Raw genomic sequence first — 13,415 nt, forward strand, 5'->3', positions numbered from 1 at the left:
GCGCCGCCGTAGCTGAAACCCGTGGCGAACAGCTGCGTGGTGTCGACGCAGAGAGCTCCCTCGATCTGACTGACGATGTCGTCGACGAAGGTCAGGTCCTCACCGTTGGAGTTGCCCCAGCCGTTGTTGAAGCCCTGGGGGGCGACGAAGATCGTGCTGTTGTTCGCCAGGCGCTGCAGCCCGTAGTAGGCCCACACGTCCCGTTGCACGGTCTGGCCGGTGGCGACGTCGGTGGCGGTGCCGCCCAGCCAGTGGAGCCCGAAGATCAGCCGGTAGGGGTGGTTCATGTCGTAGTTGTCGGGGACCTTGAGGATGTAGCTGCGGTTCTTGCCGCTGGTCTGGATCGAGCGCGTACCGCTCGCCAGTCCTGGTGCCTTGCCGCATCCCGCGGTCGCCGCGACGGCGCCGGGTGACGTCCCGCCGGAGTCGGCGCTCAGCGCCGGGCCGCCGGTGGTCACCAGGACGGCAAGCGCCACGGCCACTAAGGCGGTCAACAAGGGTCTACGTCTGGACATCGCGCAACTCTCTCTGCCGAGCCGGTGTCGGCGTACGTCGATGGGAGGAACAGTCGCAGGGGGTTGAAGGCGCCCTCCGGTCGGCATGCGCGCTCTGCCGTCGGCCGAGCCGTAGCAGCGTGGCGACCGACCGTTGTCTCAGCGCGGGGCCGTGACGATGGTGTGGCCCAGGTCAACGCGGTGACGAGCGCCACCGTGACACGCCTGGCCGCGGCTGCGGGCGAGTGCCGCGTACGGCGGGCGGGCAGGGCGAGGTCTGCTGCATGTTCCTTCTCCTGGGGGTGGAGACACGGCTGGACGAGGGGGGCCTCCGTGTCGGGCGGCATCGGCGGCGGAACTGCTCGGAGCCGATCCAGAAATGCGTTATCGGTAACACCACGATGTAGGGCTGCGCCCGCCGCATTGTCAAGGCGCGGTGAAAGTTTCATCGTGGCTCGTCGGCGGCCATCGCGACCGCATCCCTGGTCAAAAACGTGAGGAACGCGTCCTGCCGGAGAGCGGTCCCCGAGGGGAGAAGGCTCGATCTTGACAGGCCCCACCGGCGTCATATTTGCTCCGCTGCACCACACCTCAGCCCTTTGAAGGGGGATAGGACGGCCTCATGTGTGATCGATCACATACCGCCCTAGAAGGAGCAGTAGATGGTTTCCCTGTCACGGCATAGATCCTTCTTCACCGCCATCGCGATCGCATCGCTGCTCGTCCTAGGCGTGGGGCGACCGGCGATGAGTGCCGACGCCAGCACACCCACGCCGTCCGGCACCGTTGCGGCGACTGCCGGGTGCGGGAAGGCCCCAACGCTGAGGAACGGCACGAACCAGATTCAGAGCGGTGGCAAGAGCCGCACTTACATCCTGCGGATCCCCGACAATTACAGCAGCAGCCACCCTTATCGGTTGATCTTCGGTCTCCACTGGTGGGGCGGCACTGCCACGGACGTGGCCACGGGCCAGACCGTGCAGCGGGACGTCTGGGCCTACTACGGCCTGCAGCGGCTGGCGAACAACAGCACGATCTTCGTCGCGCCCCAGGGGCTCGACAACGGCTGGGCCAATGCCGGGGGCGAGGACGTGGCCTTCGTCGACGACATGATCAGGCAGATCGAGGCGGATCTCTGCGTTGACACGACGCAGCGCTTCGCCGTGGGTTTCAGTTACGGCGGAGCCATGAGTTTCGCGCTGGCATGTGCCCGGCCGAACGTCTTCCGCGCGGTCGCGGCCCAATCCGCCCCAGGGCAGATCAGCGGGTGCAGCGGTGGCACCCAGCCCGTCGCATACCTCGGGGTACATGGCATCAGGGACAACATCTCCGCTGGAAGATCGTTGCGTGACCGGTTCGTCAGGAACAACGGCTGCACCGCCCAGAGCCCGCCCGAGCCGGCGCAGGGCAGCCTGACGCACAGGGTCACCACCTACTCGGGGTGCTCGGCCGGGCATCCGGTCGTGTGGGCGGCGTTCGACGAAGGTCACATCGCCGCGCCGCAGGACGGGGCCGGCGGCGACAGCGGCTCCAGGACCTGGGTCCCGGGCGAGGTGTGGAAGTTCTTCACTCAGTTCCAGAGCGGCCAGGACCCTGATCCGGACCCGGGGACCGGAGCCTGCCGGGTCGCCACCACCGTCAACTCCTGGAACAGCGGCCTGACCGCGGACATGACCGTCACCAATACCGGCACCGCCGCGATCAACGGCTGGTCCCTGGCCTTCACACTGCCCGGCGGGCAGGCCATCACCTCCGGCTGGAACGCCACGTACTCGCCCGCCTCCGGTCAGGTGACGGCCAGGAACGTCTCGCACAACGCCAACATCGCTCCAGGCGCATCGATCAGCATCGGCTTCCAGGCCACCCACACCGGAAACCCTGCCAAGCCAACCTCATTCACCCTCAACGGCGCGACCTGCACCGCCGCCTGATAGGCAGCGTCCGCTACCGGGCCGGGCGCGGGTCTCGGGGCGCTGGATCAGCCCGTCCCGGCGGGCCCGTCGTCGAACTTGCCGAGGCTGGGCGCCCACTGGGCATGTACGCGCTGATGGCGGGCCTCACCGGACCGGCTGAGGCCCGTCATTCCCGGACGAAGGAGCACCCATGTTGGAGCAAGGCGCTGCCGCCGCTGGGCCGTGATGATCGTCACCCGGGGTGACGGCCCTCCTGGGCAGCATGACGGTCAGCCTCGACACGGCTGCCTCAGCCGGCGTCGTGGACACCAACGCCTGGTACGCGCTGGTCAACCGCAACAGTGGCAAGGCCGTCGAGATCCTAATGAGAGATAACGGAGTTGCTCGTGGGTGATCGGGCAGGCTTCGGGTTGGTAGCCGCTGGCGGGTGAGCACTCTGGGGTCCTGGACCTTGAGTCCTGTCCAAAGACCGTGTTCCTGCCAGTAGCGGGTTGCTCAATGTCTGTCCTGGGTGGCAGGCGCCGTGCCCTCGCCACGGCTGTGCGGACAGTGGTCAGCCTTGCGCGGCGGGGGACACGTGGTCTCAGTCGGCTCAGGTCCGCAGGCGCTGGTCGTACAGGGTCTTCATCAACTGGGTGGGCTGCTCGCCGAAGAGCAGAGGGTGGGAAGGCGCCGATGTCGCTGATCGTGGAGATCTGGACGATGTGCCCGAAGCCTTGCGCGCAGGTGGGGCAGGACCTCCTGGGTGACCCGACGGAGCCGAACCCGCCGGGCGTAGTCGTCGCGCCCAAGGCGGGAACAGCCCATACCGGCCCAGGCCTCTTCGTGCCGGTCGGCCGCCCCGCCTACCTCAAGCAGCAGGGCAAGGTGCGCTGCATCATCCTGTCCGAGGTATCGGTGGAGCAGTTGAAAGAGGCGCGGTGGATCACCGAGATCGCCAGCGTCCAGAACCTTTACAACCTCGTCAACCGCCAGTCGCAGGCCGTCTTGGACTACGCGACCGCCGAGGGCTTCGCCTTCATTCCCTGGCCCCCGATCGCCACCGGGCGGCCTCGCCCAGCCAGGTAGCCCGGTCGCAGAGATCGCGGTTGAGGTCGGCGCGACGCCGGCTCAGGTCGCCCTGGCCTGGCTGCTGCACATCTCCCCGGTCGTGCTGCCGATTCCCGGCGCCACGTCTCTGGAACACCTCGCCGAGAACTGCGGGCGGCCAAGCTCGCCTTGCCGGACGACGAGGTGGCACGGCTGAACGCGCTTGCCTGACCGCACCGCTGGCGCCGGCCCCGAGCAGGTCGAAGTGCGATGGGCCGATCAGACGGCGGTGATGGTCCATTGGAGGTTGGTGCTGGAGTCGGGACTCCACAGCTTCACATTGGAGCCGACGGTGGTGTTGCCGCCACTGTCCAGCGCGGTGCTGGTACCGCGGTTGATGATCTGGTAGCGGCCGTTGCCGAGGTTGTTGAGTCTCCATTGCTGGTTGTTGCCGCCGTTCCAGGCGGCTTGCACGCAGGAGGCGCCGTTGGTGGCGTTGCCCCCGCTGTCGGCGACCATGCCGTTGGTGCGGTTGACGAGCCGGTGGTACCCGTTGCCCAGGTCGGCCAGCTGCCACTGCAGGTTGGCGCTGCCGTCGTAGGTCCACTGCTTGAGCGCCGAGCCGGAGGCGACGTTGCCGCCGCTGTCGAGGACGAGGTTGGTGGTGACGTTGGCGATCCGCACCCAGGTGGTCGGGAGAGGGCCCGAGCCCAGGGCGGGAATCTGGCCGTTGAAGGACAGCTTGACCACATACGCCGGGGCGCTGAACGGCGCCGTGGACGAGGGCATGGAGATGTGCAGGGCGGAACCGTCCTGGGTGCGGTTGGGCAGGTTGAGGTACGAGCCGGCCGTGGAGCCCAGGAGTTGCGCCGAGGCCAGGTTGCCGAGGTTGATGCGGTTCGAGTTCAGCGTCGTGATGTCCAGGGTGCCGCCGGGCCAGCCCAGCACGGTGGCGTACAGCACGGTGCCGTCGTTGCTGCGGGTGAAGCGGATGTCCTTGTTGGTTCCGGGGCGTGGCTCGACGAAGGAACCGCCGCCCATCTTGGTCGGGCCCTCGCCGTAGCTCGCCCAGGCCCGGGTGGCGTAGACGGATTCGCCGAAACGCCGCAGGTAGTCCCCGATGCCCAGCAGGATCGACCGCTGCCCGGACGGGATGGTGCCGTCGGCCATGGGGGCGATGTTCAGCAGCATGTTGCCGTTCTTGCTGACCCGGTCGATCAGCGCGTGCAGCATGGCGTTGAGCGAGTAGTAGCCGATGCCCACCGTGTAGCACCAGCTGGAGCTGGAGATGCTGTCGTCGGTCAGCCAGTAGGGATTCTGGATGTCCGCCGGCCCTCCGCGCTCGTAGTCGAAGACCTCGCCCCTGGTGTTGAACCCGTCCTTGTAGGTGGCGACCACGTCCTTGTTCCAGGCGATGGCCTGGTTGTAGTAGGAGGCGAGGAAGTTCAGGCGCTGGGACTCGGGGATCTGGCTCAGGTTGAAGTCCTGCCAGATGATGTCGGGCTGGTAGCCGTCGATGACCTCCTTGAGCTTGTCGTACCAGAGCTGGTTCTCCGTGGCCCTGTCGAGCTGGCCGTACAGCTTCCTGAGGGTGGTGGTGGACTGCGACGGCGCCCACTGGTAGAAGCCGGTGAAGTTGAACGCGTGATGCAGGGACACCAGCAACTTCAGGCCCTTGGCCCGGACGGCGTCGGCGTGTAACCGCAGCAGGTCGAGCCTGGGCCCGGTGGCCACCGAGTTCCACTCGTTCACCCTGCTGTTCCACATCGAATAGCCGTCGTGGTGCTCGGCCACCGGTCCCGCGAATTTGGCGCCGGCGTCGGCGAACAGCTGGGCCCACTCGTTGGGGTCGAAGTTGCCGCCGGCGGACTTCAGCTTCGGCGCGAACTGCACCCAGTTGCCTGCCCTGTCCCGGGCGCCGTTGATGAAGTTGTGGTACGGCCAGGCCGAGGGATCACCGTAGACGCTCTTGTGATGATTGTTCTCGTTTGAGCCGTTGTTGTACATGTTGCGCGGGTACCACTCGTTGGCGAAGGCGGGAACGCTGAACACGCCCCAGTGGTAGTAGATGCCGAACTTGGCGTCCTGGAACCACTCCGGAGCCGGCGGGTGCTGATCGACCGACGACCAGCTCGGGGTGTAGCTGCTCGGAGCACTGATGGCTCGCGCGGTGCCGACGCCCAGCAGGCCGCCGGCCGTGGCGATTCCGGCAGTGGTGAGCAGCCTGCGGCGACTGAACGGGAATGATGACAATGCCATGGGCGGAACCTCTCAGGAGGGGGAAGCCCCTGTCAGGGTTGAAGAGGTTGTGAAAATCCATAGAGCGACGTAGATGGGTGAGGCGTGAGCCTCAGTGGGTGTTAGCGATAACATAAATTCACGTCGGCTCTCCTGCAAGCTTGGGATCCTCCGCTGACAGGCGACTGAGATCTTGAATGATGGCGCCAGTCCCGGTGGTCTGGGCCGCCCTTCGTGCCGAGCTTGCCGAAAGGCCCGGTGCGGCAGCGGCCAAATGGGCAGCGCAGAAGAGGAAATCCCAGTTGAAGGGGCATGCCATCTTGAGGGGGAGGTAGGCCGGCCACGCGAAGTCGCCACATCGGCCAGGTAGTAGAGGCGGAAAGAGCATGTCCGGAAGAGGGTCCGGGAGCACTTGGCCGAACGGCCCGGTCGTGAATCTTTCATCCAGCGGGCGTGCGTTACCGCTCACATCGCCCTGCTGGGGCGGCCCCGACGACCGGGGCGGGATTTCGCCCCTGTCCCAAGATGAGCATCTACACGGGTGTATCGCCGTGCAGGCTCGGACAGCTGGGCTTGACAGGGTGTGATGGAGCATCCAAACGGTGAGGTTATCGATAACGCGCAACCGGACATCTCTACGGGGCGGTGTGCTCCCGCAGTGCCGCGACCGCGCGGCGGTATGGCTCCCCGGCCGTGGGACCGGCTCTTGCCCGTTCTGCCGGGGCCTCGCGGCTGCGTGGAGCACGGTCGTACCACCTACTTCTCACTCTCCGAGGGAGAACAACATGCACGATTCCCCTGCCTGCTTATCCGGCCGCACGCGGATCAGCCCGGGCTCGCCTGGAGTTCTCGCCGCTAGCGTGGTGACGGTGCTCGTCACCCTGGTGGCCGCGCTATTTCGATCAATGAGTACGCGCAGCCCGCCGAGGTCGACGTGCCCAGCAGCGTGAACCACTACGTGGCGCAGTTCGAGCGCGACGCGGAGCGGGCCTTCTGGTACGAGTGGGGCACCCTCAACGGGCTGCTGCACAACGGGCAGCCCACCGCGTCGTACTGGATGTACAAGTGGTACGGGGATCAGACCGGCAACATCGTCAAGGTCACCCCCACCGCGTACAACGACGGCGTCGCCGCGTACGACGCGGGCGGCAGGACTTTCAGCGTGGTCTTCGGCGGTCAGACCGGGAACAACTCGATCCGAGAGGACGGCATCGGCGGCCTGGGCTCGTCGGTCACCGCGCCCCTCGAGTCGGTGCCCGGGTCGGGACGCACGACGAATGCGTCCGGAGCGACCCGGGTGTGGTCGAACGTGTACACCGTGACCAACGGGAGCGTCACCGTCCCGATCGCGAGCCAGAACGCCGACGGCGCCTACCGCCTGGTCCTGACACCGGGATGAGCCGATATCGGGAGGGCCGCCGGCGCCCCTCGGATGCCGTCGGCACTTCTCCCGCTCCAGGTCGGACCAGGGCACCGGTATGGTTTCGGCTCCGAGAACAGGCCGTGGCCGAGCCAGGCCGCGCCGTGGTGGATCTGGCCGGTGGTCTGATCGCGACAGCGTGCGTACAGGTCGAGGGCGGGCAGCGGGATGCCGCCTGCTCAGAGGTCAGCCGGGTCACCAATGCGGGACGCACAGGCGTTCGGCGTGGGTGAAAGGCGAACGTGTGTGCATGCCTGACTCCTCTGCCAGTGCCAGATGGGGGAGAGATACGGAGATCGGGCAGATTAGGCCCGTGCTGGGCCGCTGCTCTCCCGCACGATGAGTTCCGGCTCGCTCCACTCGGGGACGGCCGACGCGGCCTCCGGCGCCAGCCTGCGATACAGCAGACCGAAGCAGGCCCGGCCGAGTCCTTCGAAGTCGAGCCGGACGGTGGTGAGTGAGGGGTTGAGGTAGGCCGCGGGTGGGGAGTCGTCGAAGCCGACCACACTCAGGTCGCCGGGGATATTTCGCCCGGCTTCGCGCGCTGCTCGCATGACGCCCAGCGCGAGATCGTCGTTGCCGCACAGGACGGCGGTCACCGAGCGGTCGGCCACTAAAGAGCGTACTGAGAGATAGCCGGAGCGGGGGGTCCAGCCGCCCTGCAGCGGCTCGGGAACGGGGAGTCCGGCAGCACGCAGCGCATCCTGCCATCCTCTGGTCCGTTGGGCAGGCGGACCGGTGGAGGAGGGCATGGCCAGGTAGTGGACGGTTCGGTGCCCCAGGCTCAGCAGGTAGCGGGTCGCGTGCGCGGCGGCGGCCCGATCGTCCAGCCAGACCTGCCATGGGTCGGCGTCCGGGTCGTCGTCGGAGCGATATTCGACGGCGGCTGCCACCGGGACGTCCGGCGGCAGCGCGCGGAGCGCGCTCACTCCCACCTCATCGAAGGCGATCACCATGACCGGCTCCCCTGGCCGATTGAGCCTCAGGGCGATGTCCGTCTGCTGGGAGGCCGCGTCGAGCACGCTGATTCCCACCGAGAAACCGGCCGCCCTGGCCGCCTCCTCCATGCCGCGCAAGGTGGCGGCCGCGCCGTACAGGGCGGTGTCGGAGGTCAGCACGGTCACCGCGCGTGCTGGGCCGCCGGCCAACGTCTGAGCGAGCCGGTTGGGGCGATAGCCGAGATCGTCGATGACTTTCAGGACCTTGGCCCGGGTCGGCTCGCTGACCCGGGCCTTGCCGTTGATGACACGGGAGACGGTCTGTTGAGAGACGCCGGCCACCCGCGCTATGTCCCAGATGCTCACGGATCGCCCACGAGGAGGATCATCCGCTGGCATGTGACCGGTAACGCCCATGATTCAGAGCCTACTTGATGGCGGCCGCCGGCACCTTCTACGAAGGCGTAATGACCTCCGGCTATCCGTCTGACGCCACCGAGAACGCGGTCCAGGCCAACATCGTCGCCCGGCTACACGACGTCATCAGGCGGCCCCGGTGGAACGCTCACCCCCGGCTCGTCGATCTCGTTGCGCGCGACGACGGCCTGCTGCACCAACCGCTACGTCCGCCACCAGAACGACCAAGTCATCACGTCGATGATCACCTCGTCCAGCTCGTCCGCCGACAAGAGCGACGCCTCGTGGATCGTGCGCAGCGGCCTGGCCAACAGCTCGTGCGTGTCGTTGGAGTCGAAGAACTACCCTGGCGACTACCTGCGGCACCAGAACTACCAGTTGCACACGCAGCACAATGACGGCAGCACGCTGTTCGCCGCGGACGTCACCTTCTGCCCGCAGGCCGGCAAGAGCGGTCAGGGCACCTCGTTGGCCTCCTATAACTTCCCGGGCCGGTTCATCCGCCGCTACAACAACGCTGTCTCCATCGCCAGTAACGGCGGCTCCCACAACTTCGACGGCTCCACCCCTTGGGCCGACGACGTGAGCTGGGTCGTCGACCAGCTCTGGGCATAGATTCCGGCGAGCCGTCACTGTTCCACGGGGCGGCTCTCCGCCGTTTCCGTTGATCCACCAGCCGCGGCTCGGACCGCGGTTGAGGCCGGCGATGGTTCCAGCCCTCGGCCGGGCCATTACACCCGCGGGGCCGCCGGTCAACAGGAGCGGGCGGTCCCGGACGGGGCAGTTACCTGACGGGTGGGCAGCGAGCTGGCGCGTCCGACGTTCTTCAGCAGCGCGGCGGATCGCCAGGGACGCGTCCCGGCGGAGCACCGTCCAGGAGCATCAGTAGCCTGGGAAGACGCTGCGGAGCAGGTCGAGGTCGGCGGCGCCGGTCGTGGTCACTTTGCTGGGGGTGCGCTTGGGGGCGAGGCGGCCTGCGACGAGCCGAAGCCAGGCCTCGGCGGGTAGGGTGATCGTGCCGTCGGGCTGCTCAGGCACGTCGAAGTCCACGCTGATCGGCGCCTGCAGGCGCAGTGCGAAGACGGAGGCGGGCTCAGCCGTCGTGACCTGGAGGACTGCACTTCGGCCGTCCAGCTTGTCTGCTTTGCCGATCCAGGCGAGCAGGTCAGGCTCCCCGTGCAGGAGGGCCGCGCTGGCGTCCGGGGCCAGCGTGGCGTGCTCGTCGAAGCTGACGCGGACGTCCCACGAGTGCAGGGCGAACTCACTGAGGCGCATTCGTGCCGCGGTTGCCACGTCGACCGGTGCGGGCAGGAAACCCAATTCGATGCGGAGTTTCTCGCGGGTGTCGGCATCCAGCGACTCGTAGAAGCCGGTCAGGGTTTGGTTTGTCTGGAGAAAGGCGTCGGCACGCTCCCGCCGGGTCATGGCGTTCCACCTGTCCCAGACGGCCTGGTTGAAGTCATGGTCGGGGTTGGGCCGGTCGTCGAGGGCAGCCTGGAGGACGGCTCGGTGGATTTCGGCGCCGCTGCCAAGGTGGCTGAGCACCTGTGAGATGTCCCAGTCGGCCGCGCCCGACGATCGGGCCAGGTCGCCGTCGCTGAGCTCGGACACCAGTCCGGCGAGGGTGTCGTGTCCGGTACGTAGTGCTGCGATGACCGTGTCGGCGTTGCTCATTTCTTCTCCAGAGGTTGATTGCCTGCAGGGATCAGGGTTCGTCCGTGCGTCTTGGGATCATGAGGTCGACCATGGCGAGCTGGATCATGGCACCGCTGATCGCGACTGCGTGCGCGGTCATCATCACAGCGTCCACTTGATCGAGCAGCCGACGGGCTGTGTATCGGCGAGGTCGGGGGAGATACCGGTGAGGACGTGGTCGAGAGCGCCGCGCAGCCAGGCGGCGTTCAGCGACTCGTCGGTCGCATCCGCGTCAGGCGCGCCATGGTAGGCGACGATGCCGGATTCGTCGAGGACGAACACCTCTGGCGTGCGCCGGGCACCCCAGCGACGTGCCACCGTTTGGCCTTCATCGACCAGGTACGGCCCGGCGAACTGGCCCTCCGCGACCCGCTTGCGGGAGTGCTCGACGCCGTCATCGGGGCCTTGGGAGGGATCGTTGGAGTTGATGTGCAGGAAGCGTATGCCGCGTGGCGCGTAGTCCCGCCCGGCCTGCTGCACTCGGTCGTGCCAGGCCCGGGAGAACGGGCAGTGGTTGCTGATGAAGACCACGACCGTGGCCTTCGCTCCCTCCTGACGCAGCGGGACTTCGACGCCCTCCACGTCCGGTAGAATGAAATCGGGTGCGGTGTCGCCCGGCCGTAGTGGCTGGGGCAGGCCGGGGGGTTCGGGCTGGTGCGCTTGCCCGGCGACACCGACGATCAGCCCGTCGTCCAAAGTGAACGTGAAGTCCATGGCATCCATCGTCTGCGACGGAGCGCCTGGGACGAACACCCGCATCTGCGCTCCACCGGGGCCGGTGGCACGAACTGTCACCCGCCCATCCGCGCCTCCGGGCAGCACGCTCAAGTCGATCTCGCCGAGCCAACCGGCGGGCATCGCGAAGGTGACTGTGGCGACGACGGCGTCGATGCCGTGGATCTTGCGTCCGCCGAAGTCCATCACCACATCGGGCGAGAGCACAGCCCGCAGTCCTTGTGCCTGGTCGGCGGACTTCTCCGCCGCGAACCAGCCCTGAACGCTGGCGGGCGCCTTGTCCAAAGACGTCACGCGGGAACCTCCCGGGAATTGTCGCGCGGCAACCGACGACTGGCCGAGCCGCAACGTTGCTCCAGCGCTTGTGAGCATCCCCGAACTGGATACCGACACGTCCGCTCTAGGTTCGGCACCACGCCAAAGTCGAGGGTTGCCTCATGTTGGCTCGAACTGTAGCACAGAACATGAGGGAGGCCTCCGCTTGGTAGGCTGTGGTCATGTCCATCGACGCGGCGAGTGCCCCCGGTACGGGCCGGCCGCTGCGGCGTGACGCCCAGCGCAACCGCGATGCGCTGTTGACCGCAGCCCAGGAAGCGTTCGCCGAGCACGGCCTCGACGCGTCGTTGGAGCAGGTGGCGCGCCGCGCCGGGGTGGCCATCGGCACCCTTTACCGCCACTTCCCGACGCGTATCGATCTTGTCCAGTCGGTCTTGATGGAGAAGGTGCGGGCCTGGGAGAAGGTGGGCGAACGCGCGGCGGCGATGGGCGACGCGTGGGAGGGCCTTTGTCTCTATCTGGAGACGATGTGTGAACTGCAGGCCGACGACCGTGGCTTCAACGACGTGGCGGTGGGACGCCTGCCCGCCTCCGCGGACTTCGAGGAGGCGCACCGCCGCATCGGGCGGCTCTCCGCCCGCCTCATAGAACGCGCTCAACGACAGGGTGCCGTACGCGCCGATATCACTGTCGAGGACCTCGCCTTTGTCGTCTGGTCCCACAGTGAGATCACCCGCGCCACCCACGGCATCGCCCCGCGCGTCTGGCGCCGCCACCTGCACCTGATGCTTGACGCCTTCCGGGCGGACCGCGCCCACCCGCTGCCCGAGCCACCCCTGACCACCGACCAACTCCACCGGGCCATGCATCCGCTGAAAGACGCCAGTTCCTCCACCGGCGCCCCTGCTGGAGATTAAGGCGGCAAGCCGCCCGAAACTAGATGATCCAAAGCTCTGCAGAAGCGCTCCGCTGTCATGACGCCGATCGACCTGCGGCGGGTGCCGTAGCCGTCGCCCGCCACTTTGGTGATTTCTACCATCGGCTGGCGTGGACCGCACCCGGCCGGCTGCCGGAGCCGCCTTCCGCTGGCGGCCTTGGGTAGAAGCGACCTACTCGTCTCCAGGCTAACGGCGTGGTCCTCGCATAAGCTCTGTCAGTCGCGCCTTGACCTCGGTCGCGTCGTAGGAGTCGTGGTCGAAGGGACCGAGGATCACTGGTCCGTCGGCGGGGTCGTCCGGCAGCCGGCCATGGCTGCCGCGGACCGGCGCCGGATCGAGAGGCACGACGGACATCGTGTACCGGAATCCCAGTTTCTTTCTGGCCAGCGCCGCCGCGGCACGGAGCTTGACGAACGGATCCTGGGGGTTCATGAACAGCTCGGCGGGATCGTAGCCAGGCTTGCGGTGGATGTCAACCAGCCGGGCAAAATCCGGGGCCGGTCGTCGGAGAACCAGTAGTAGTAGGTGAACCAGGCATCGGGCTCGGCCACGGCGACGAGTTCGCCGGCGCGTTCGTGGTCGAGCCCGTACTTGGCCTTGCCCGCGTGGTCGAGTACCTCGTCCACGCCGGTCGGCTCGGTGATGACGGCGCGGGTGCGGTCAAGGTCGGCGGGGTCGCGCACGTAGACGTGGGCCACCTGGTGGTCGGCGACGGCGAAGGCCCGGGACGTCCACGGGCCGAGATATTCCATCCCGGCCTGCGGGTCAGGATGCGGCGGGCCGCGGCGATGATCCATTCGGAGGAGGCGATCCCCGCGTTGGGACCCCAATAGGTGAACAGGGGGAACGGTCCGAGCGCGGCCTCGAGGTCGTCGTGGAGCGAGGGCGGGCGGGTGTAGCAGTCGGGGGACTTGCGGCCGTCGGCGTGGTAGAGAGGGCGCGGGGTGACCAGCAGGTCGGCCGGCGCGCCCATGGCGTACCACCAGCAGACGTTGGCGGTGCGCAGCCCGGGCGCGGCGGTCCAGAGCTGCTCGCCCTGGATGAGCGCGTTGTGCTGGCGCCACAGCAGCACCTCGCCGAGGTCGCGGAAGTACCACCCGTTGCCGACGATGCCGTGCTCGCGGGGCGGTGCGCCGGTCAGCAGGGTGGCCTGCATCGAACAGGGGACGGCCGGCAGCACCGGGCGGAGCGTGGCGGCCGCGCCCACCTTCGCCACGTTGGGCATGTGCGCGAGCAGGCGTGGGGTGAGCCCGACGACATTGATCACGACCAGCGGTGTCATCACAGCTCCTTCAGCCGAGCGCGGCCAGCTGCCGCCGGGT

The 13,415-nt window shown here is 67.6% G+C and carries 11 protein-coding genes and 2 pseudogenes; 7 read left to right on the forward strand and 6 right to left on the reverse strand.

Annotated elements, in window-relative coordinates; all coding sequences use genetic code 11:
• The coding region (locus tag ACWDX9_RS29225) for an alpha/beta hydrolase family esterase (protein WP_449959466.1) at positions 1-515 on the reverse strand (515 nt) is incomplete at its 3' end.
• A gap of 896 nt (positions 516-1,411) precedes the next feature.
• Between ACWDX9_RS29225 and ACWDX9_RS29230 the strand changes: the two genes are divergently transcribed.
• The 3 genes from ACWDX9_RS29230 (at position 1,412) to ACWDX9_RS29240 (ending at position 3,653) form a co-directional block, all read left to right on the forward strand.
• Complete coding sequence (locus tag ACWDX9_RS29230) at positions 1,412-2,425, forward strand: cellulose binding domain-containing protein (RefSeq protein ID WP_449959468.1); 1,014 nt, start codon at positions 1,412-1,414, stop codon at positions 2,423-2,425.
• A 657-nt stretch (positions 2,426-3,082) separates the two neighbouring features.
• Positions 3,083-3,475 (forward strand): aldo/keto reductase, encoded by a 393-nt coding sequence (locus ACWDX9_RS29235; RefSeq protein ID WP_449959470.1) that lies wholly within the window; start codon positions 3,083-3,085, stop codon positions 3,473-3,475.
• Positions 3,476-3,488: 13 nt separating this feature from the next.
• Positions 3,489-3,653, forward strand: coding sequence for an aldo/keto reductase (locus tag ACWDX9_RS29240; protein ID WP_449959519.1), 165 nt, complete (start codon positions 3,489-3,491; stop codon positions 3,651-3,653).
• Positions 3,654-3,715: 62 nt separating this feature from the next.
• Here the strand turns inward: ACWDX9_RS29240 and ACWDX9_RS29245 are convergent, their stop codons facing one another.
• The gene (locus tag ACWDX9_RS29245) at positions 3,716-5,695 is read right to left on the reverse strand and encodes an alpha-L-fucosidase (RefSeq protein ID WP_449959472.1); all 1,980 of its coding nucleotides are present in this window, start codon (positions 5,693-5,695) and stop codon (positions 3,716-3,718) included.
• A gap of 913 nt (positions 5,696-6,608) precedes the next feature.
• Here ACWDX9_RS29245 and ACWDX9_RS29250 point away from each other — a divergent pair.
• On the forward strand, positions 6,609-7,073 hold the full coding sequence (locus ACWDX9_RS29250; RefSeq protein WP_449959474.1) for a hypothetical protein: 465 nt from the start codon (positions 6,609-6,611) through the stop codon (positions 7,071-7,073).
• A 326-nt stretch (positions 7,074-7,399) separates the two neighbouring features.
• Here ACWDX9_RS29250 and ACWDX9_RS29255 read toward each other — a convergent pair whose 3' ends face one another.
• Positions 7,400-8,398, reverse strand: coding sequence for a LacI family DNA-binding transcriptional regulator (locus tag ACWDX9_RS29255; RefSeq protein ID WP_449959476.1), 999 nt, complete (start codon positions 8,396-8,398; stop codon positions 7,400-7,402).
• Positions 8,399-8,466: 68 nt separating this feature from the next.
• Here ACWDX9_RS29255 and ACWDX9_RS29260 point away from each other — a divergent pair.
• Positions 8,467-8,550, forward strand: a pseudogene (locus ACWDX9_RS29260) (arabinofuranosidase catalytic domain-containing protein); the annotation flags it as partial.
• 70 nt (positions 8,551-8,620) lie between these two features.
• The gene (locus ACWDX9_RS29265) at positions 8,621-9,064 is read left to right on the forward strand and encodes an AbfB domain-containing protein (RefSeq protein ID WP_449959477.1); all 444 of its coding nucleotides are present in this window, start codon (positions 8,621-8,623) and stop codon (positions 9,062-9,064) included.
• A 267-nt stretch (positions 9,065-9,331) separates the two neighbouring features.
• Here the strand turns inward: ACWDX9_RS29265 and ACWDX9_RS29270 are convergent, their stop codons facing one another.
• Entirely contained in the window at positions 9,332-10,123 is a 792-nt protein-coding gene (locus ACWDX9_RS29270; RefSeq protein ID WP_449959479.1) for a maleylpyruvate isomerase family mycothiol-dependent enzyme, read from the reverse strand.
• 123 nt (positions 10,124-10,246) lie between these two features.
• Positions 10,247-11,173: a redoxin domain-containing protein gene (locus tag ACWDX9_RS29275; protein ID WP_449959481.1), complete on the reverse strand. Its 927-nt coding sequence runs from the start codon at positions 11,171-11,173 to the stop codon at positions 10,247-10,249.
• Between the two features lie 203 nt (positions 11,174-11,376).
• Between ACWDX9_RS29275 and ACWDX9_RS29280 the strand changes: the two genes are divergently transcribed.
• Positions 11,377-12,072, forward strand: a complete 696-nt coding sequence (locus ACWDX9_RS29280) for a TetR/AcrR family transcriptional regulator (RefSeq protein WP_449959483.1) — start codon at positions 11,377-11,379, stop codon at positions 12,070-12,072.
• A gap of 207 nt (positions 12,073-12,279) precedes the next feature.
• On the opposite strand, the pseudogene ACWDX9_RS29285 reads toward ACWDX9_RS29280, so the two are convergent.
• Positions 12,280-13,375, reverse strand: a pseudogene (locus ACWDX9_RS29285) (alkaline phosphatase family protein).
• Between the last annotated feature and the right edge of the window lie 40 nt (positions 13,376-13,415).

The organism is Nonomuraea sp. NPDC003201, from assembly GCF_053590415.1.

Excerpts from the sequence above, each read along its gene's own strand:
- ACWDX9_RS29280 (WP_449959483.1), top strand. The coding sequence starts at position 11,377 with ATGTCCATCGACGCGGCGAGTGCCCCCGGTACGGGCCGGCCGCTGCGG.
- ACWDX9_RS29245 (WP_449959472.1), bottom strand. The coding sequence starts at position 5,695 with ATGGCATTGTCATCATTCCCGTTCAGTCGCCGCAGGCTGCTCACCACT.
- ACWDX9_RS29235 (WP_449959470.1), top strand. The coding sequence starts at position 3,083 with ATGTCGCTGATCGTGGAGATCTGGACGATGTGCCCGAAGCCTTGCGCG.
- ACWDX9_RS29270 (WP_449959479.1), bottom strand. The coding sequence starts at position 10,123 with ATGAGCAACGCCGACACGGTCATCGCAGCACTACGTACCGGACACGAC.